This window comes from Streptomyces sp. NPDC047081 (genome assembly GCF_040643775.1).
GTDB lineage: Bacteria > Actinomycetota > Actinomycetes > Streptomycetales > Streptomycetaceae > Streptomyces.
Window position 1 is genome coordinate 1 of the sequence record NZ_JBEYUY010000037.1, and the last position, 18097, is coordinate 18097.

Consider the following 18097-nt stretch of genomic DNA (forward strand, 5'->3'; position numbering starts at 1 on the left):
ACGCAGCACCCGCTACCGAAGACACCCGCTGGCTCACCGACGACGAGCAGCGCATCTGGCGTTCCTACGTGCACGCCAGCACCCCCGTACGGCGGGCCGGGTGGCGCGCTGCCGGCGCAGCAGCCGGGTGAGCACACAGGTGGCCCGCACCAGGTGCGGCAGCAGCCGGCGCAGGGTGGCGCGGTCCCGGGCGGACAGCGCGGAGACGGTCGCGGCGCCGATCATCGCCTCGGCCTCGGCCTCGGTCTGGGCCTGCGCGGCGACGGCGGCCATCATCTCGGCCATCGCCTCCTGCTGGGTCAGCGGCCGGGTCGACTCCTCCTCGGCCTCCGCCTCGAACTCCTCCTCGCCCTCCTCCTCGTAGAGGTACTCCTCCTCGAACTCGCCCTCGCCCAGCGCACGGGCGGCGGCGCTCCCGAGGGCCCCGCCGAGCGGCCCGCCGATCGCGGTGCCGACCATCGGCGCGGCGACGCGGGCGACCCGGCGCAGGATCGGGGCGGCGCGGCGGACGAAGGCGCGGATACGGCGGAAGAAGGCCTCGTCCTCGAACTCGCCCTCGTACTCACCTTCCCATTCGCCCTCGTACTCCCCCTCGAACTCGCCCTCACCCTCGCCCAGGAGCCCCCCGAGCGCGCCGGCGATCCGGCCGAGGAACTCCTCGCCCTCCTCTTCGCCCTCTTCCTCGTAGAGGTACTCCTCCTCACCAGCGCCCTCGAACTCGCTCTCCAGGGCGGCTTCGTCCTCGTACTCCAGCTCGGCCTGGCGCATCTGCATCGCCGCCTCTCGTCACGCGGTCGGACAACTCACCTTTGTCACCCTTGAGTTGGACCACCAGTCGCACATCCTGCGGTCGGCCGTACCGGTCGCGTTCGGATGAGCGTCCCTCGGACGTGCTACACGCAAATGGGGCACAGCCGGGGCGCACACGCTGTTAAAGTGCGCTGCATGCCGAGGGGTGTGGAACCGGGTGAGGTTCCGGCCCGCTGAAGGCAAGGGGGCCGGCGATGAAGGACGGGGCAGGTACCGGACTACTGGCCAGGGAGGACACCGGTGCCGAAGTGGAGGCGCTGGCGCTGGAGTTGATCGCGAAGCTCGCGTCGGCCGGCGGGCATGTGCTGCTGGATCTGGAGATGGACGGGGTGCGCTGCCTGGTCCTGCGCGGCGACCGTGCGGGGCCGGTCTCCTTACTGAGCCCGCGCGAGCTGGAGATCGCCCGCATGGTCGCCTGCGGCCATCCCAACAAGACGATCGCCTCGGTGCTGGAGATCAGCACCTGGACGGTGGCGTCCCATCTGCGCCGTATCTTCGTGAAGCTCGACGTGACGTCCCGGGCGGCGATGGTCAGCCGGCTGACGTCGGGGGATCATCAACTGGGCCCTGATCCGGTCGAGCTGACGCCAGCTCAGCTGATGCCCGAGGGGTAGCGCGATGGTTTCCCGATGGGACCGTCGGCCCCAGGCGGACGCCGCGGACTGGCTGGAGATCTACGGTGAGAGCGACCCCGTGTCCGTCCCGCTGGTCAGTCTGTTCTCCACCGACCCCGCGGCCTCGCAGGAGTTCACCGCCTATCTCTATGTCTGGACGCTCGGGTACACGGGGGACGTGCCCGACAGGGCCGAGGTCCGGCTGCTGTTCCCGGCGGTCGACCGGTGGCGGGTGAAGGACGTCCAGGCGCTGGTGTACCACCTGCCCCCGGTGCAGGAGGAACGGGAATGGCGTACGGCTCTGGCCGAGGACGTGAACGCGCTCGCTCCCGCGGTGGGGCTGGTCGGTGAGATAGCGGCCAACGTGACCCCACTGCCCGGTCTCAGCGCGGCCTCGGCGGCGATCGCCCATCTCAAGCTGCGCAGCGCGCCGCAGGTCGGCAGGGACGCCTGGTTCGTGCGCAGGATCCACCAAACCGTGGACGGGGCGCCGTACTACGGAGTCGAGTGGACGCTCCCCGGCAAGCTCCTCCAGCAGGTCGGCACCCGGGTCACCGGGGCGTTGCTCGTGCAGTTCTTCACCGCCGCGCCCGTCCGTGGCGGCGGCCGGGCTGGTGGTGCGCTGCTGTGCCACGCCAGGCTGACGGCCGAGCGCGGGACCTTCGAGCTGCCGGCCGGTTCCTGGGACGACGGCGCCACGGTCGACGCCTTCGTCATGCTGCCGCTGAGCGTGACCGCGCAGGGCCCGGACAAGTAGCCGCCCGCGGCCTCCCGCCCTCAGGGCGCCAGGATGTCCAGCTCCTGCAGCGCCCCCACCGTGATCTCGCGGGTCAGTTCCTCCGCGCGGATCGCGTCGCCCTCGCGGACCGCCTCCGCCACCTGGACGTGAAGAGTGACGGCCGCCGGGTCGGGGTCCTCGAACATGACCTCGTGGTGGGTGCGGCCCGCCAGGACCTCCGCGACGACGTCGCCGAGGCGGGCGAACATCTCGTTGCCGGACGCGGTGAGGATCACCCGGTGGAAGGCCATGTCGTGGACGAGGTAGCCCTCCAGCTGGTGGCCGCGTGAGTTGGCCACCATGCCGAGCGCGCACTCGGTGAGCTCGGCGCACTGCTCGGCGGTGGCGTGCTTCGCCGCCAGGCCCGCCGCGACCGGCTCGATCGCCGAGCGCAGCACGGTCAGCGAGCGCAGCTGGTGGGGGCGGTCGGCGCCCTCCAGGCGCCAGCGGATGACCTGCGGGTCGTAGACGTTCCACGCCGCCTTCGGCTGCACCGTCACACCCACGCGCCGGCGGGACTCGACCAGGTGCATGGATTCGAGGACCCGGACCGCCTCCCGCATCACCGAGCGTGACACGTCGAAACGCTGGGCCAGTTCGTCCGTGCGCAGAACGCTGCCCGGCGGGTACTCGCCCGCGGTGATCGCGGGGCCGAGGGTGTCCAGTACATGGCCGTGCAGCCCCCGGCCCGGTGTGCTCATGCACTCAGAGTACGTGGCGCATCACAGCCGTAAAAAGTCAGACTTATTTGTCGCAGGGTCTTGAATTAGTCGTACCTAATCGGTTTCAGTTGCGTCGACGCCCGATGGCGTCCAGATGTCGAAGAGGACAGCGAGGCAAGCGATGAGCACCCCCCACGTCGTCGTGGTCATGGGCGTCGCCGGCACCGGCAAGACCACCATCGGTCCGCTGCTGGCCGCCCGGCTCGGCGTTCCCTACGCCGAGGGCGACGACTTCCACCCGCAGGCCAACATCTCCAAGATGTCGGCCGGCGTGCCGCTCGACGACGACGACCGGTGGCCGTGGCTGGACGCCATCGGCTCCTGGGCGCACGGCCGGGCGGGGCTCGGCGGGGTGGTCAGCAGCTCGGCGCTGAAGCGGTCGTACCGCGACCGGCTGCGCGCCGCCGCCCCGGGTGTCGTCTTCGTGCATCTGACGGGCGACCGCGCCCTGATCGAGGACCGGATGTCACATCGTCAGGGCCACTTCATGCCGACGGCGCTGCTCGACTCGCAGTTCGCCACGCTCCAGCCGCTCCAGCCGGACGAGGCGGGCGTCGCGGTGGACGTCACCGGCAGCCCCGAGGAGATCACCGAACGGGCCGTGCAGGCGCTGAGCGCCCTCCCCCACCCGGCCCGGTAGCACCCGCACCACCTCCCCCATCCCCGTACCTGCAAGGGAACAACCGTGACCAGACTCAGCGTCGAGATGCTGGCAGCGGACACCGTCGAGCCAATCACCTCGGCGGGCCACGCACAGCTGGGCATCGCCGTCCTGGCGGGCATCGCCGTCATCGTCGTGCTCATCACGCAGTTCAAGCTGCACGCCTTCCTGTCGCTGACCATCGGGTCACTGGCACTGGGCGCGATCGCCGGGGCGCCCCTCGACAAGGTGATCACCAGCTTCACCACCGGCCTCGGCACCACCGTCGCCGGCGTCGGCGTGCTGATCGCGCTCGGCGCGATCCTCGGCAAGATGCTCGCCGACTCCGGCGGCGCCGACCAGATCGTCGACACGATCCTCGCGAAGGCGGGCGGCCGGTCCATGCCGTGGGCGATGGTGCTGATCGCCTCCGTCATCGGTCTGCCGCTGTTCTTCGAGGTCGGCGTCGTACTGCTGATCCCGGTCGTGCTGATGGTGGCCAAGCGCGGCAACTACTCCCTGATGCGCATCGGCATCCCGGCCCTGGCCGGCCTCTCCGTGATGCACGGCCTGGTCCCGCCGCACCCCGGTCCGCTGGTCGCGATCGACGCGGTCAAGGCCAACCTCGGTGTGACCCTGGCCCTCGGCGTCCTGGTCGCCATCCCGACGGTGATCATCGCGGGCCCGCTGTTCTCGAAGTTCGCGGCCCGCTGGGTCGACGTCCCCGCCCCCGAGCGCATGATCCCGCAGCGCCCCTCCGAGGAGCTGGAGAATCGGCCCGGCTTCGGCGCCACCCTCGCCACGATCCTCCTCCCCGTCGTCCTGATGCTCTCCAAGGCGCTGGTCGACATCGTGATCGACGACCCGACCGACCTCACCCAGCGCGTCTTCGACGTCGTCGGCTCCCCGCTGATCGCCCTGCTCGCCGCCGTCCTGGTCGGCATCTTCACCCTGCTGCGGCCCGCCGGCTTCGGCCGCGAGCGCCTCACCCCGCTGGTCGAGAAGGGTCTCGCGCCCATCGCGGGGATCCTGCTGATCGTCGGCGCGGGCGGCGGCTTCAAGCAGACGCTGATCGACACCGGCGTCGGCCAGATGATCCTGGACATCTCCAAGGACTGGTCGATCCCGGCCCTGCTGCTTGCCTGGCTGATCGCGGTCGCGATCCGCCTCGCGACCGGCTCGGCGACGGTGGCGACGGTCTCGGCGGCCGGCCTGGTCGCCCCGCTCGCGGCCGACATGTCGACCACCCACACGGCCCTCCTCGTCCTGGCCATCGGCGCCGGCTCGCTCTTCTTCAGCCATGTGAACGACGCCGGTTTCTGGCTGGTCAAGGAGTACTTCGGCCTGAACGTCGGCCAGACCATCAAGACCTGGTCCGTCATGGAGACGATCATCTCGGTGGTCGCGGGCGGTCTGGTCCTCCTTCTCTCACTGGTCATTTAGGGGTACGAGGATGAGTCACCCTCTGTTCGACATCAGCGGCCGTACGGCCCTGGTCACCGGCTCCAGTCGCGGCATCGGCCTCGCCCTGGCCCGCGGCCTCGCGGAGGCGGGCTGCACGGTGGTCCTCAACGGACGGGACGCCGACCGCCTCACCAAGGCGGCGGCCGAGCTGCCGGGAGACATCCACACCGCCGTCTTCGACGTGACCGACGGCCCGTCCGTCGCGGCCGGCATCGCCGACGTCGAACAGCGGGTCGGCCCGCTCGACATCCTCGTCAACAACGCGGGCATGCAACTGCGCGCCCCGCTCCTGGAGTTCACCGACTCCGACTGGCACCGCATCCTGGACACCAACCTGACCAGCGCCTTCCTGGTCGGCCGGGAGGCGGCCCGCCGGATGACGGAACGCGGCCACGGAAAGATCGTCAACATCTGCTCGCTGCAGAGCGAGGTGGTCCGCCCCGGCATCGCGCCCTACGCGGCCACCAAGGGCGCGCTGAAGATGCTCACCAAGGGCATGTGCGCCGACTGGGGCCCGCACGGCGTCCAGGTCAACGGTCTCGGCCCCGGCTACATCGAGACCGAACTGACCGGGCCCCTCGTCGAGGACGAGGAGTTCAGCACCTGGGTCCGCCGCCGCACCCCGGCCGGACGCTGGGGCCGCACACAGGACCTGGTCGGCGGGGTGCTCTTCCTCGCCTCGCCCGCCGCGGACTTCGTCAGCGGGCAGATCCTGTACGTCGACGGCGGAATGACGAGCGTGCTGTGATGACCCTCGGCTGCGTGATCCATGGGCAAGGCGACCTGCGGGTCGAGGAGTTGACCGCCCCCGCACCGGGTCCCGGGCAGGCTCTCGTCGCCGTCCGGTACGGCGGAGTCTGCGGCTCCGACCTGCACTACTGGCGGCACGGCGGCGTCGGGGACTTCCGGCTCAGGGAGCCGATGGTGCTCGGCCACGAGGTGGTCGGGACGGTCGTCTCGTACGGCGCCGGTGCGTCGGGGCCGGTTCCCGGTACGGCCGTCGCGGTGCACCCCGCCACGCCCTGCGGGGTGTGTCCGGAGTGCGCCGACGGGCGGCGGAACGTCTGCCGGGACACCCGCTACCTCGGCAGCGCGGCCCGCTTCCCGCATGTCCAGGGCGGCTTCGCGGCCCAAGTGGTCGTACCCGCAGAGCAGTTGAGGGCGGTCCCGGTGGGTCTCGACCTGCGCCGCGCCGCTCTCGCCGAGCCCCTGTCCGTCGCCCTGCACGCGGTGCGGCGGGCCGGGGAGGTCGCCGGGAGGCACGTCCTCGTCACGGGCGCCGGGCCCATCGGCTGCCTGGTGGTCGCGGCGGCGCGGGCGGCCGGTGCGGCCCGGGTGACCGTGACCGACCTGCTGCCGGAGGCGCTGCGGTACGCGCGGGCCGCCGGCGCCGACACCGTCGTACGGGCCGATGATCCGGATGATGCCGGGTGGCCTTCCGAGGTGGACGTGGCCGTGGAGGCTTCCGGGGTCGCCGCCGGTCTGGACACGTGTCTGCGGCTGGTGCGGCGCGGGGGTGTGGTGGTGCAGCTCGGGATGCTGCCGCCCGGGCAGTCGCCGTTCGCCGGGAACCTGGTCGTGAGCCGGGAGATCGAACTGCGCGGGGCGTTCCGCTTCGACGCGGAGTTCGACGCGGCGCTGGACCTGCTCGCCGCCGAGCCGTCGTTCGACGCCCTGGTCAGCGCGGTGGTCCCGGTCCGGGAGGCGGAGTCGGCGTTCGCCCTTGCGGCCGATCGCGGCCGTTCCTGCAAGGTTCTGATCGATTTCCGAACCTGAATTTTCCCCAAGGATCAGCCCAAGGCGGGTTCCGTGCGGGCATCGTCGGCCCGATGATGAGGTGACCCCTGGACATGGGACCTCCAGGGGCCGACCGTGTCGGGGGGCGTCATGGCGGTTTCCCTCGGGATGCGCATCTCGGGGCTGCTCGTGGTGGGAGCGGTGGCGGTGGCCGTCGCGGCCTTCGGCGGTGACGGAAGTGACACACCGGACGGCGGGGGCGGCGGCAGCACCGTCGTGACCGCGGGCCCCTCGGACGAGGCCCAGGCCCATACGGCACCCGCGTCCCCCACTCCGCACCAGTCCCCCGCGGGCGAGGCGAGCGCCACCGTCCCGCCGGACACCCCGCCCCACAGCACCCACCGCACCACACCGACCCCGAGCGCCACTCCCACCAACAAGCCTCTCCTGACACCGAGTTGGCTCCCGCCGGGCCCGGCCTCCCCCAACAGCGACCCCACGCCCGACCCATCGAGCGTCTACGACCAGCTCCGCGACCCGGGCCAGTGCCGGGCCGCCCTCAGCTCCATCCCGCCCACCTCGGCGGACCCGGAGTGGCGGCTGCTGCGCGCCCTCGCCTCGGCCTGCCTCGCCGTGCAGGGGCAGGGCGGCAGCTGGGACACGGCGACCAGGGAGTACGCCGCCCTGACCGGGAAGGCGGACACCTGCAAGGGGCGCGCCGTCTACGCCGTACTGGGCGGACTGCTGGACTTCCACCGCCAACACCCGTCCGCCACCGTCCAGTTGAAGGCCTCCGCCGGCAGCACACCGGCGTGCTCCTACCGCATCGCCGGGGTGGACTCCGACGACGCCCAGCCGGGTGACGTGATCGACATCGACCTGCGCGGCACGTACTTCGACCACGCCGAACTGCTGCGGTTCGGGAGCGTGTCCATCGGCGGCAAGCAGGTGCCCGTGCCGCCGGTGCTCAAGTCCGAGTCGGGCGACGAACTCGTGCTGTCCGTCGTCGTACCGCCGCTGGAGGACTACTCGAAGAAGGCCGACGTGGTGGTCCGGTACGGCGCCGCCGAGGCGCGTCTGCCCGATGCCCTCACGGTCGGGGCACCCGCTGTGCAGCCGTCGCCCGATGCCTCTTCAGGGACGCCACAGGGGATGTTCTCGCTGCGCCCACTCCCGGCTCACCTTCCCGGTGCGCAGCCCGCCGCGGGCTTCCGGATCCGCTAGCGCCATCCCGATGTGCCCGGCGAGGACGATGCCGATGGTGAGGGCGAGCCAGTCGTGGACGAAGGTCGCGCTGGTGCGCCACATGATCGGGGTGAGGTGGGTGAACCACATGATCAGGCCCGTGCCGAGCATCACCAGCGAGGCGCCGGCGATCCAGGCGGCGTAGATCTTCTGCCCGGCGTTGAACTTCGCCGCCGGCCGCTGCGACCGCCGCTTGTCGCGGCGCAGGGCGGCACGCAGCCAGACCTTGTCGTGCGGGCCGAAGCGGTTGAGGTGGCCCAGGTCGGCGCGGAAGGCGCGGGAGACCAGGCCCGCGAGGACGGGCACCGGCAGGGCGAGCCCGGCGCACTCGTGGATGCGGACCACCAGCTCGCGGCGGCCGACGAGTTCGGCGAGCTCGGGGACGTACAGGAAGGCGGCCGTCACGACGCAGACGCCCATCAGCGCGGCCGTCGTGCGGTGGACCCACTTCTGCGCGGGACCGAAGCGGCGGACCTCGGTGGCGGGCGGGGTGTGTGCCTCAGCTCGTAGGGTCATCGTCCCGCCCGTTCGACCTGCCGACCCAGGCGTCGACGTCGTAGCCCAGATGCTCCCAGTAGCCCGGCTCGACGTCCTCGGTGACGTGGATGCCGGAGAGCCACTTGGCGGACTTGTAGAAGTACATGGGCGCCACGTAGAGGCGGACCGGGCCGCCGTGGGCGTGGCCGATGTCCTTGTTCTGCATGCGCAGCGCGACCAGGATGTCGGAGCGGCGGGCCTGGTCGAGGGTGAGGCTCTCGGTGTACGTGCCGTCGAAGCAGGTGAAGCGGACCGCCCCGGCCTTGGCGCGCACTCCCGCGGCGTCCAGCAGCCGGGACAGCCGCACCCCCTCGAACGGCGTGTCCGGGACCCGCCAGCCGGTGACGCACTGGACGTCCTTGACCAGTCTGGTCTGCGGCAGGGCGCGCAGGTCGTCGAGCGTGTAGGTCTTCGGACGGTCGACCAGGCCGTCGACGGTGAGGCGGTAGTTCGTGGCGTTCTTGTGCGGTACGGAGGAGGCCACCGAGTAGTAGCGGAAGCCGCCGCCGTTCGGGAGCAGGCCCGTCAGGCCGGTCGGGTCCTTGTCGGCCGCGGCGCCGAGGAAGCCCTCCAGGGCGCGCTGCAGGCTGGGCGCGGCGACCACGCCGAGGGCGCCCAGGCCGATGGTGCCGAGCAGGACCCGGCGGCCGACCGGAGTGCCTCGTTCCGGCGGCTGGGGCGCGCCCGGCTCCTCGGGTTGTTCGGAGTTCACGTATCCCATTCGAACACCCGCGACCCCGGCGGGACCAGGAATCGCGGATGCTCGTCAGGGTTCCGTAATCACTTCTTACGGCGTTCTCAGACAGCCCGGCGTACCAGACCCTGGTGTTACGACGCCTCCTGTGCCGCCTTGTCCAGCTGGAACGCCTCGTTGCCGAGGCCGATGCGGGCGTGCCGCTCGGGTGCGCGGGAGCGCAGGAGCAGGCCCTGGACGAGGCCGACGACCAGGGCGAGGAGGACGGTGCCGGGCAGCACCCAGCTCAGGGCCGAGTCGGGGCCGGCGCCGACCAGGACGTCGAAGTCCTTGACGGTGTAGCACGCGATCACCAGGAGGGCGACGGCGGCGAGCGCGGAGGTGCCGAGGCGCCAGGCCTGGGCGCCCAGGGCCCCGCGACGGCCGAAGAAGACGATCACCGACACGGAGGCGGCCGCCATCAGCAGGATCACGCCGAGCGCGCCGATGTTGCCGAACCAGGTGAACAGCTGCAGCACGGGCGCGGTGGGGTCGCCGGTGGGCTTGTCGTCGGCGATCGCGAAGACGATCACGATCACCGCGGCGACGGCCGTCTGCAGCAGGGAGCCGCTGCCGGGGGCACCGCTGGAGCCGCTGGTACGGCCGAAGGCGCTCGGCAGCAGGCCCTCGCGGCCCATGGCGAAGGTGTAGCGGGCGACGACGTTGTGGAAGCTGAGCAGGGCCGCGAACATGCCGGTCACGAAGAGGATGTGCAGGACGTCCGTGAAGGTGGAGCCGAGCCGGGCGTCGGTCAGCGTGAAGAGCATCCCGGCGCTCTCCTTCCGGGCCACGCCGACCACCTTGGAGGGGCCGGCGGCGACGGTCAGGGCCCAGCTGCTGACGGCGAAGAAGACGGCGACGCCCGCGACGGCGAGGAACATCACGCGCGGCACCAGGATGTGCGGCCGGCTGGTCTCCTCCGCGTACACCGGCGCCTACTCGAAGCCGAGGAAGGCCGCGATGCAGAAGCACAGCGCGGTGCCGACGCCCGCGCCGCTGAGCGCGTCCGGGTTGAAGGCGTGCAGCGACAGGCCCTCACTCGCCGGGTCGCCGATCGCCGCGAAGTCGAAGATCACCACCATGATCACCTCGATCACCAGCAGCACGCCGAGCACCCGCGCGTTGATGTCGATCTTCAGCCAGCCCAGCGTGCCGACGACCGCGAGGGCCACGAGGGCGGGTATCCACCAGGCCACCTGCGCGTCGGCGTACTTGGCGATCAGCCCGGAGACCTCGAAGCCGAAGATGCCGTAGATGCCGATCTGGAGAGCGTTGTACGCGACCAGCGCGACGAGCGCGGCGCCCGCGCCCGCGGTGCCGCCGAGGCCCCGGGAGATGTACGCGTAGAAGGCGCCGGCGTTGTGCACGTGCCGGCTCATCTCGGCGTAGCCGACGCCGAAGAGGACCAGCACCACGCCGAGGACGACGAAGAGGAGCGGCTGGCCGACGATCCCCATCACCGCGAATGTGGTGGGCATGACACCCGCGACCACCATGAGCGGGGCGGTCGCTGCGAGCACGGAGAGCAGCAGGCCCCCGGTGCCGAGGCGGTCGGCACGCAGCGCGCGTTCTTGCCCCTTGAACGTACTGATCCCGGCGGCGGATCTGCTCGCGCTGGGGTTGCCCGTGGTCATCGCAGGACCATCCTTCTGTCGACGTCGGTCTTTCACGCCGTGCCGAGCGCGGCGGCCCGCGCGACACGGAAGGCGGGGTACGGATCCCGGTCCGGGTACGACCAGGGGGCGGCGGTGGGGTGCTCGCCGATCCGGTGGAAGAGGGCCGCGGCCTCGGCGCCCCGGCCCTCGCAGACCTTCGCGTGGGCGAGGTAGTTGAGGTCGACCAGACGGCGCGGGTGCCCCTCGTGCTCCCACTCCAGCCACCAGTCGAAGGCGGCCTTCATCACCTGCCGGGCCCGGCGTCCGGTCCAGTGGCCGGAGGCGGCGGGGTCTGCGGGCTCGTGTCCGGCGGTGGCCAGCACGCGGTAGCGCTCGGCGTGCGCGATCACCGGGAGGACGGCGAGCGGGGAGTCGGCGGGGGCCTGTTCGGCGGCCCAGTTGGCGAAGTCGTAGACCTCGTGCAGCGGGTCGGGGCCGGCGCCGGGGTGCTGCTCGGCGAGGCGGGCGACCATCAGATGGTGGGCGTGGTGGTGGTCGGCGTACCGGACCCGGATCTCCCCGAAGAGCCGCTCGGTCTCGCCCCACGCGCGCTCCAGCAGGAGCAGGCCGAGCCAGGGCGTCGGGTCGTCGGGCCGCAGCGCCGCGGCGTCCCGGCAGGCCTCGCGGGCCCGGTCCGGCTTCTCCTTGCCCTGCAGTGCCCGCTCGACCAGGGCCAGCGCGAGCAGTAAGGAGGCGTCGCCGGAGTCGGGCTCGGCGACCAGCCAGTCCCGGGCCCAGGCGGCGCTGTGCCGCTCCCGCGCGAGGACGACGGCCCGGTGTCCCCGGCGGTCCCAGTCGTCGCCCGTGTGCACGAGCAGCGAGCGCGCGACCTGCCACCGGCCCTGCGCCAAGGCGGCCCGGGCGGCGATGAGTTCGGCGTCGTCCAGAGCCGTGTCGAGGGCCAGGGCCGCTCGCTTGCGGGCCCGGCCCAGGGGTGGCGGGGGAGGTGACACCGCGGGACTTCCTCACGCGACGCGCCTCGGCGTCATGGTTTCGGATTGCCGTCGTCTGATCACGCACAGCAAACCCGCAGCCAATGGTTCAAGTCAAGGGTCGTAGGGTTGTTACACGCGTCAACTCCCCTTACGGATGGGGTAGTTGTATTCCGGACAACCACCGTCACCCGGCCGTCGGACACCGGACGTGTGGCGTACGCCATGGCGCGCTCCGCCCGGGCCCCTCACCATGGCGGGACGGCCGCGCCACCGCCCCAGACCGTCCCCGATCGCCGGGCACCGTGACCGGTTCGACTGCCCGGATCCGGGCACTCCCAGGGGCAAGCCGGGCTCTGGGACGCTACAGTCACCCACTACGCACCCCGTGGCCCGGCCTATCCGATCGAGGTACGCAGCGTGTCCGTTCTGGTTCTCGTTCTCGCCGTGAGCGCTGCCTGCTGCCTGGGCTTCGGCTTCGTGCTCCAGCAGAACGCGGCCCAGCACGCACCCCTGGGCGACTTCCTCTCGCCCCGGCTGCTGCTCGACCTGATGCGGGTGCCGCGCTGGCTGGGCGGCATCGGTCTGATGGTGGTCGGCATGGTCCTCGGCGCCGTCGCGCTGAGCCAGGGCGAGGTCTCCCTCGTCGAGCCGCTGCTCGCCACGAACCTCCTCTTCGCGCTCGCCCTCTCCCGCCGGCAGACACGGCAGCCGCTCGGCCGCCAGGGCTGGACCGGCCTCCTGCTGCTCGCGGGCGGCGTCACGGCCTTCATCGTCGCGGGCGAGCCGCGCGGCGGCAGCGCGGTCACCGACCCGTTCCGGCACTGGCTGATCATCGGCGCGATGCTGGGCCTCGCCCTCCTGCTCACGACGTACGCGAAGCGCTCCCGGCTGAGCTCCGGCCCGGTCCTGCTCGCCCTGGCCGCCGGTGTCCTCTACGGCCTCCAGGACGCCCTCACCCGGGTCAGCGGCCAGCGCTTCTCCGAGGGCGGCCTGATGGAGCTGCTGACCGGCTGGCAGCCGTACGCCGTGCTGGCGCTCGGTGTCACCGGCCTGGTCCTGGTCCAGAGCGCCTTCGAGACGGCGCCCCTGCGCATGTCCCTGCCCGCCCTCACCGCGGCCCAGCCGCTCGCGGGCATCGTCTGCGGCGTCGGCTTCCTGGGCGACCGGCTGCGCACCGACACCGGCGCCCTTGCCTGGGAGGCGGTCGGGCTCGCGGCGATCGTCGGCGGCATCGTCCTGCTGGGCCTGCACCCGTGCATGCCGACGGGAGCGGCCAAGCCGGAGCGGGTCAGGGACCTCCAGCCGAACTGACGCCGGACGCCTCCTCCGCCGTACTGCTTGGATGGCGGTATGACGACTCCAGCTGACGAGATCCTCGACATCGTCGACGAGCACGACCGGGTCATCGGCCGGTCACCGCGCGGCGAGGCCTACGCGAAGGGCCTGCGCCACCGCTGCGCCTTCATCCAGGCCAGGGACGCCGAGGGCCGCCTGTTCGTCCACCGCCGCACCCCGACCAAGCTGGTCTTTCCCTCCCTCTACGACATGTTCGTCGGCGGAGTGGTCGGCGCGGGCGAGTCCTACGACGAGGCCGCCCTGCGCGAGGCCGAGGAGGAACTGGGCGTCACCGGACTGCCGGCCCCGCGCTTCCTCTTCAAGTTCCTGTACGAGAACGGAACCGGCCAGAGCTGGTGGTCGGCGGTGTACGAGGTCCGCTGCGAGCTCCCGGTCCGGCCGCAGGCCGAGGAGGTGGCCTGGTACGACTTCCTGCCCGAGGCGGAGGTCGAGCGGCGGCTGGGTGAGTGGGAGTGGGTGCCGGACGGGCTGGCCGCGTACGAGCGCCTGAAGGAGCACCGCCGGGCTGCGACGGCGGAATGAGGCCGGGGGATGCCGGGGGTGCCCGGAGATGCCGGGGGATAAAGTCCAGCCCGTGATCGAATTCGCACGGAACGTCCGCCTCTGGTTCGAGCCCCAGGAGATCCGCGAGGAGGGCGACACCCCCGACTACCGCTTCTCCCTGGCCAACGAGCGCACCTTCCTGGCCTGGCTGCGCACGGCGATGGCGCTGATCGGCGGCGGCTTCGCGGTGGACCAGTTCCTGCCGGACCTGCGCTGGGCGTGGCGCGTGGGCCTGGCCCTGGCCCTGCTCGGCGCCGGCGTCCTGTGCTCCCTGCGCGCGGTCAACCACTGGATGCGCTGCGAGCGGGCCATGCGCCGCGGCGAGGACCTGCCGGTGTCCCGCTTCCCGGCGCTCCTGAGCCTGGTCGTGGCCGTGGTGGCGGTGGCGATGGTGGTCGTGGTGCTGGTGGGGTGGGAGGGATGAGGACGGCAGCGGCCGAGGAACGGGACCCCGGCCTCCAGCCGGAACGGACCCGCCTGGCCTGGCGCCGGACGACCCTGGCGGCGACGGTGGTGGCGGTACTGGCCATGAAGACGGCCCTGCACGGAGGCGCGTCGGCGGTGGGCGTGGTGACCTGCGCCTTGGCCTGCGGCCTCTGGCTGACGTTCCTCTACCTGGCCCACCGCCGCATCCGCGGCCTGTCGACGGCCCCCGTCCCCCACGCCTTGACTCCGCTCCACGCAACGGCGGCAATTCTGTGCACGGTGGCGATGGCGGGGTGTGGAGCAGCGCTGGTGTTCTAGACGGCAGACAACAGAACACCTCGCAACCGGAATGCTCCGGATGCCCGGAAATGCCCCACCTCCGTGGCAGCCTGTCCCCATGACCACCCTCCACCAGGAACACACCACCCACGACCACACCCACGGCCCCGACTGCGGCCACACCCCCGTCCCCCACGGCGACCACGTCGACTACGCCCACGGCGGCCACCTGCACCGCGAGCACGGCGGTCACTGGGACGAGTGCGAGCCCGAAGGCCATGTCGCGCACGCGGGCCACGACCACCGCCACGGCGAGGACTGCGGTCACGAGAGCGTGCTGCACGGCGACCACGTCGACTACCTCCACGACGGCCACCGCCACGCCTCCCACGAGGGCCACTGGGACGACCACTGACCCGTCCGGAATCCACCCACCGACAGCTCCCCGCCGCACCCGGCGGGGAGCTGTCGGCCTATGGTGGCCCCGATCACTTTGGGTTCCCGCACTGGACGACATACCGACCAGTCGGCATGATGGGACGCGTCCCGTCCACGCGCCCGCGAAGGAGCACCGATGAGCCCCGACCACCCGCCAGGCCTCGATCTCGACCGGCTGCAGGGCCTGCTCGACCGCGAGCGCCCCGGCCTGGTGCAGGGCCCGCTGTCCGGCCGGCTGATCGAGGGCGGACGGTCGAACCTCACGTACGCGGTCTCGGACGGCACCTCGAAGTGGGTCGTACGACGCCCTCCGCTCGGCCATGTCCTGGCCACCGCGCACGACATGAAGCGCGAGCACCGGGTGATCAGCGCGCTGCACGCGACGGACGTGCCGGTGCCTCGCCCGGTACTGCTGTGCGAGAACCCCGAGAACGAGGCGGTGCCCGGATCGCCGTTCTACGTCATGGAGTTCGTCGCCGGCACCCCGTACCGCACGGCCGAACAGCTGGCCCCGCTCGGCCCGGAGCGCGGTGCTGTCCCTGGTGGACACGCTCGTCGAGCTGCACGCGGTGGACCCGGAGGAGGTCGGACTCGCCGACTTCGGCCGCCCCGAGGGCTTCCTGGACCGCCAACTGCGCCGCTGGGGCAAGCAGTTGGACGCCTCCCGCAACCGCGACCTGGCCGGCATCGACGAGCTGCACGCGACGCTGGGCCGGCGACTGCCCACGTCCCCCGCACCCACCGTGGTCCACGGCGACTACCGCCTCGACAACGTCCTGATCGGTGAGGACGACAAGATCAAGGCGATCCTCGACTGGGAGATGTCCACGCTCGGCGACCCGCTCACCGACCTGGGCCTGCTGGTCATGTACAGCATGCCGCTCGGCATGCCCGACTCCCCCGTCTCCACCACCGCCGAGGCCCCCGGCCATCCGGCCCCCGCCGAGCTGATCGAGCGCTATGCGGCCCGCTCGGGCCGTGACGTGTCATCGGTCTCCTGGTACACGGCGTTCGCCTGGTTCAAGCTCGCCGTGATCCTCGAGGGCATCCACTACCGCTACACGCTGGGCCAGACGGTCGGCCGGGGCTTCGACCGCATCGGGGACCTGGTCCCCGTCTTCATCGAGCACGGCCTGACGACCCTTCAGGAAGGCTGACGGACCATGGACTTCGCGTTCGACGCGCGCACCGAGGAACTGCGCGCCAAGCTGCTCGCCTTCATGGACGAGTACGTCTATCCGGCCGAGGCGGTGGCGGAGGAGCAGCGCGCCGCGCTGGCGTCGCCGTGGGAAACCCCGTCCGTGGTCGAGGAGTTGAAGGCCGAGGCACGCAGGCAGGGCCTGTGGAACCTCTTCCTCCCGGACAGCGAGTACGGCGCCGGACTCACCAACCTCCAGTACGCGCCGCTCGCCGAAATCACCGGCCGCTCCCCGCAGTTGGCGCCCACGGCCCTCAACTGCGCGGCGCCCGACACCGGGAACATGGAGGTGCTCACCCAGTTCGGCGACGAGCAGCAGAAGAAGCAGTGGCTGGAGCCGCTGCTCGCGGGCGAGATCCGCTCGGCGTTCGCGATGACCGAGCCCGAGGTGGCCTCCTCGGACGCCACCAACATCACCACGCACATCCGGCGGGAGAACGACGAGTACGTCATCACCGGCCGCAAGTGGTACATCTCCGGGGCGATGAACCCGGACTGCAAGATCTTCATCGTGATGGGCAAGACCGCCCCGGACGGCCCGGACATCCGCCGCCAGCAGTCCATGGTCCTCGTCCCCCGCGACACCCCGGGCGTCACGGTCAAGCGCGCGATGCAGGTCTTCGGCTACGAGGACCACTACCACGGCGGCCACGCCGAGGTGGTCTTCGACGACGCGCGTGTGCCGGTCACCAACCTGATCGGCGAGGAGGGCGGCGGCTTCGCCATCGCGCAGGCCCGGCTCGGCCCCGGCCGGATCCACCACTGCATGCGGCTGATCGGCATGGCCGAGCGGGCGATCGAGCTGATGTGCCGCCGGGCGGTCTCCCGCACCGCGTTCGGCAAGGCGCTGGCCCAGCAGGGCGTCGTCCAGAACTGGATCGCGGACGCCCGCGTGGCCGTCGAGCAGCTGCGGCTGCTGGTCCTCAAGACGGCCTGGATGATGGACACCGCCGGCAACCGCGGCGCGCACACCGAGATCCAGGCCATCAAGATCGCCACCCCGCGCACGGTCGTCGACATCATCGACCGGGCGATCCAGCTGCACGGCGCGGGCGGCGTCAGCCAGGACTTCCCGCTGGCCGAGCTCTACGCCGGCGCCCGCACCCTGATGCTGGCCGACGGCCCGGACGAGGTGCACCAGCGGTCGCTGGCGCGGCGGGAGTTGAAGAAGTACGCGTAGCCCAGGACACATCGAGGGCCGGTACGAGCGTCCCCCTCGCCCGTACCGGCCCTGATTCCCCCGTCCCGGTGGTCAGTAGGGGTAGGTCCGCACGGAAGTCGTCCAGCCCTGCCGGCAGGTGTGACCGGAGCCGCCGACGTCGCAGCCCTCGACGATGAACTTGTAGCTGCCGGTGGTGCGCCGCAGCACCCACATCCCGCCGCGGTTGCCCTTGCCGAGCTCCTTCTGGGTGCCGAACGGGTTGGCGGCACTGGTGTAGCGGACCAGGAAGGTGTCGTAGTGGTACGGGTCCGTCGGGCCCCACGTGAAGTAGGCGTAGCCGCCGTCCTGCCAGGCTGCCACCACCATCCGGTGCCCCTGGTCGGGCGACCAGGCCAGCTGCCCGTGCTCGAAGGTCTGCCGCTCGGCCCCGTTGGGGAGGGTGAAGTTGTCGTTCACGGGACAGCCCATGGCGCCGTCCGAGCCGCCCAGTTGCTGCCAGCGCCGGTAGATGAAGGCGTTGTCGATACGGTGGCCGCCCAGGCACAGCTTCTTCGCGGGCATCTGCGGGGCGTCGGCCGCGGCCGGAACCGCCGCCGTGCCGCCGAGTGCGAGCAGCGATCCCAGTACGACCCCCGCGGCACGCCGCTTCAGTGAAAGCATGGTTGTTCTCCCCCGTCGATCAGTTCGGGCCGGCGGATCGTCCCGCCGCGCCACTGCCATGAGCATCTCGCCCGCACCGGCCGGGAGTTGAGAGGAATCCACCGGGCACGCCCCGGAACCTCTCCCGGGTGGACCGGGAACCGTTCCCGTGACACCCGGGTGGGC

General features: G+C 71.6%; 19 protein-coding genes and 2 pseudogenes. 14 read left to right on the top strand and 7 right to left on the bottom strand.

The window, feature by feature from the left end:
• Positions 1 to 33: 33 nt before the first annotated feature.
• A complete protein-coding gene (locus ABZ848_RS42895) occupies positions 34 to 774 on the bottom strand; it encodes a hypothetical protein (RefSeq protein ID WP_360840900.1) in 741 nt (246 codons plus the stop codon).
• A gap of 230 nt (positions 775 to 1004) precedes the next feature.
• Between ABZ848_RS42895 and ABZ848_RS42900 the strand changes: the two genes are divergently transcribed.
• Positions 1005 to 1424 (top strand): LuxR C-terminal-related transcriptional regulator, encoded by a 420-nt coding sequence (locus tag ABZ848_RS42900; protein ID WP_360840902.1) that lies wholly within the window; start codon positions 1005 to 1007, stop codon positions 1422 to 1424.
• 4 nt (positions 1425 to 1428) lie between these two features.
• Positions 1429 to 2181: a hypothetical protein gene (locus ABZ848_RS42905; RefSeq protein WP_360840904.1), complete on the top strand. Its 753-nt coding sequence runs from the start codon at positions 1429 to 1431 to the stop codon at positions 2179 to 2181.
• A 20-nt stretch (positions 2182 to 2201) separates the two neighbouring features.
• On the opposite strand, the gene ABZ848_RS42910 is transcribed toward ABZ848_RS42905, so the two are convergent.
• The gene (locus ABZ848_RS42910; RefSeq protein WP_360840905.1) at positions 2202 to 2903 is read right to left on the bottom strand and encodes a FadR/GntR family transcriptional regulator; all 702 of its coding nucleotides are present in this window, start codon (positions 2901 to 2903) and stop codon (positions 2202 to 2204) included.
• 142 nt (positions 2904 to 3045) lie between these two features.
• On the opposite strand from ABZ848_RS42910, the gene ABZ848_RS42915 reads away from it, so the two are divergent.
• The 5 genes from ABZ848_RS42915 to ABZ848_RS42935 all read left to right on the top strand — a co-directional run bounded on the left by ABZ848_RS42915 (position 3046) and on the right by ABZ848_RS42935 (position 7989).
• Positions 3046 to 3564, top strand: coding sequence for a gluconokinase (locus tag ABZ848_RS42915; protein WP_360840906.1), 519 nt, complete (start codon positions 3046 to 3048; stop codon positions 3562 to 3564).
• 45 nt (positions 3565 to 3609) lie between these two features.
• A complete protein-coding gene (locus ABZ848_RS42920; RefSeq protein ID WP_360840908.1) occupies positions 3610 to 5007 on the top strand; it encodes a gluconate:H+ symporter in 1398 nt (465 codons plus the stop codon).
• A gap of 10 nt (positions 5008 to 5017) precedes the next feature.
• Complete coding sequence (locus ABZ848_RS42925) at positions 5018 to 5776, top strand: SDR family oxidoreductase (protein ID WP_360840910.1); 759 nt, start codon at positions 5018 to 5020, stop codon at positions 5774 to 5776.
• Positions 5776 to 6804, top strand: a complete 1029-nt coding sequence (locus ABZ848_RS42930) for an L-idonate 5-dehydrogenase (RefSeq protein ID WP_360840912.1) — start codon at positions 5776 to 5778, stop codon at positions 6802 to 6804. Before ABZ848_RS42925 ends, ABZ848_RS42930 begins: the two co-directional genes overlap by 1 nt.
• Before the next feature lie 111 nt (positions 6805 to 6915).
• Positions 6916 to 7989: a hypothetical protein gene (locus tag ABZ848_RS42935; protein ID WP_360840914.1), complete on the top strand. Its 1074-nt coding sequence runs from the start codon at positions 6916 to 6918 to the stop codon at positions 7987 to 7989.
• Here the strand turns inward: ABZ848_RS42935 and ABZ848_RS42940 are convergent.
• The 4 genes and pseudogenes from ABZ848_RS42940 to ABZ848_RS42955 all read right to left on the bottom strand — a co-directional run bounded on the left by ABZ848_RS42940 (position 7900) and on the right by ABZ848_RS42955 (position 11888).
• Entirely contained in the window at positions 7900 to 8526 is a 627-nt protein-coding gene (locus ABZ848_RS42940) for a cytochrome b/b6 domain-containing protein (RefSeq protein ID WP_360840916.1), read from the bottom strand. The two genes, ABZ848_RS42935 and ABZ848_RS42940, sit on opposite strands and share 90 nt — an antisense overlap.
• On the bottom strand, positions 8510 to 9259 hold the full coding sequence (locus ABZ848_RS42945) for a molybdopterin-dependent oxidoreductase (RefSeq protein WP_360840918.1): 750 nt from the start codon (positions 9257 to 9259) through the stop codon (positions 8510 to 8512). The genes ABZ848_RS42940 and ABZ848_RS42945 overlap by 17 nt, the downstream gene beginning before the upstream one ends.
• Before the next feature lie 116 nt (positions 9260 to 9375).
• Positions 9376 to 10914: pseudogene (locus tag ABZ848_RS42950) on the bottom strand (APC family permease).
• A 32-nt stretch (positions 10915 to 10946) separates the two neighbouring features.
• Entirely contained in the window at positions 10947 to 11888 is a 942-nt protein-coding gene (locus tag ABZ848_RS42955; RefSeq protein ID WP_360840919.1) for a hypothetical protein, read from the bottom strand.
• Between the two features lie 399 nt (positions 11889 to 12287).
• Here ABZ848_RS42955 and ABZ848_RS42960 point away from each other — a divergent pair, with 399 nt between their 5' ends.
• The 7 genes and pseudogenes from ABZ848_RS42960 (at position 12288) to ABZ848_RS42990 (ending at position 17290) form a co-directional block, all read left to right on the top strand.
• Entirely contained in the window at positions 12288 to 13181 is an 894-nt protein-coding gene (locus ABZ848_RS42960) for a DMT family transporter (RefSeq protein WP_360840921.1), read from the top strand.
• A 39-nt stretch (positions 13182 to 13220) separates the two neighbouring features.
• Positions 13221 to 13748, top strand: coding sequence for an NUDIX domain-containing protein (locus ABZ848_RS42965; RefSeq protein WP_360840923.1), 528 nt, complete (start codon positions 13221 to 13223; stop codon positions 13746 to 13748).
• 52 nt (positions 13749 to 13800) lie between these two features.
• Positions 13801 to 14193 carry a DUF202 domain-containing protein gene (locus ABZ848_RS42970; RefSeq protein ID WP_242770195.1) on the top strand — a complete coding sequence of 131 codons (393 nt, stop codon included), beginning with the start codon at positions 13801 to 13803 and terminating at the stop codon, positions 14191 to 14193.
• The gene (locus ABZ848_RS42975; protein ID WP_360840925.1) at positions 14190 to 14513 is read left to right on the top strand and encodes a DUF202 domain-containing protein; all 324 of its coding nucleotides are present in this window, start codon (positions 14190 to 14192) and stop codon (positions 14511 to 14513) included. The genes ABZ848_RS42970 and ABZ848_RS42975 overlap by 4 nt, the downstream gene beginning before the upstream one ends.
• A gap of 79 nt (positions 14514 to 14592) precedes the next feature.
• A complete protein-coding gene (locus ABZ848_RS42980; RefSeq protein WP_360840927.1) occupies positions 14593 to 14889 on the top strand; it encodes a hypothetical protein in 297 nt (98 codons plus the stop codon).
• A 159-nt stretch (positions 14890 to 15048) separates the two neighbouring features.
• Positions 15049 to 16069 (top strand): annotated as a pseudogene (locus ABZ848_RS42985) (phosphotransferase family protein).
• 6 nt (positions 16070 to 16075) lie between these two features.
• The gene (locus tag ABZ848_RS42990; RefSeq protein WP_360840929.1) at positions 16076 to 17290 is read left to right on the top strand and encodes an acyl-CoA dehydrogenase family protein; all 1215 of its coding nucleotides are present in this window, start codon (positions 16076 to 16078) and stop codon (positions 17288 to 17290) included.
• 72 nt (positions 17291 to 17362) lie between these two features.
• On the opposite strand, the gene ABZ848_RS42995 is transcribed toward ABZ848_RS42990, so the two are convergent.
• Complete coding sequence (locus tag ABZ848_RS42995) at positions 17363 to 17932, bottom strand: hypothetical protein (protein ID WP_360840931.1); 570 nt, start codon at positions 17930 to 17932, stop codon at positions 17363 to 17365.
• Between the last annotated feature and the right edge of the window lie 165 nt (positions 17933 to 18097).

Coding starts and splice junctions, on each gene's coding strand:
- ABZ848_RS42930 (WP_360840912.1), top strand. CDS start 5,776: ATGACCCTCGGCTGCGTGATCCATGGGCAAGGCGACCTGCGGGTCGAG.
- ABZ848_RS42940 (WP_360840916.1), bottom strand. CDS start 8,526: ATGACCCTACGAGCTGAGGCACACACCCCGCCCGCCACCGAGGTCCGC.
- ABZ848_RS42895 (WP_360840900.1), bottom strand. CDS start 774: ATGCAGATGCGCCAGGCCGAGCTGGAGTACGAGGACGAAGCCGCCCTG.
- ABZ848_RS42905 (WP_360840904.1), top strand. CDS start 1,429: ATGGTTTCCCGATGGGACCGTCGGCCCCAGGCGGACGCCGCGGACTGG.
- ABZ848_RS42980 (WP_360840927.1), top strand. CDS start 14,593: ATGACCACCCTCCACCAGGAACACACCACCCACGACCACACCCACGGC.
- ABZ848_RS42975 (WP_360840925.1), top strand. CDS start 14,190: ATGAGGACGGCAGCGGCCGAGGAACGGGACCCCGGCCTCCAGCCGGAA.
- ABZ848_RS42910 (WP_360840905.1), bottom strand. CDS start 2,903: ATGAGCACACCGGGCCGGGGGCTGCACGGCCATGTACTGGACACCCTC.
- ABZ848_RS42965 (WP_360840923.1), top strand. CDS start 13,221: ATGACGACTCCAGCTGACGAGATCCTCGACATCGTCGACGAGCACGAC.
- ABZ848_RS42995 (WP_360840931.1), bottom strand. CDS start 17,932: ATGCTTTCACTGAAGCGGCGTGCCGCGGGGGTCGTACTGGGATCGCTG.
- ABZ848_RS42915 (WP_360840906.1), top strand. CDS start 3,046: ATGAGCACCCCCCACGTCGTCGTGGTCATGGGCGTCGCCGGCACCGGC.
- ABZ848_RS42900 (WP_360840902.1), top strand. CDS start 1,005: ATGAAGGACGGGGCAGGTACCGGACTACTGGCCAGGGAGGACACCGGT.
- ABZ848_RS42935 (WP_360840914.1), top strand. CDS start 6,916: ATGGCGGTTTCCCTCGGGATGCGCATCTCGGGGCTGCTCGTGGTGGGA.
- ABZ848_RS42990 (WP_360840929.1), top strand. CDS start 16,076: ATGGACTTCGCGTTCGACGCGCGCACCGAGGAACTGCGCGCCAAGCTG.
- ABZ848_RS42925 (WP_360840910.1), top strand. CDS start 5,018: ATGAGTCACCCTCTGTTCGACATCAGCGGCCGTACGGCCCTGGTCACC.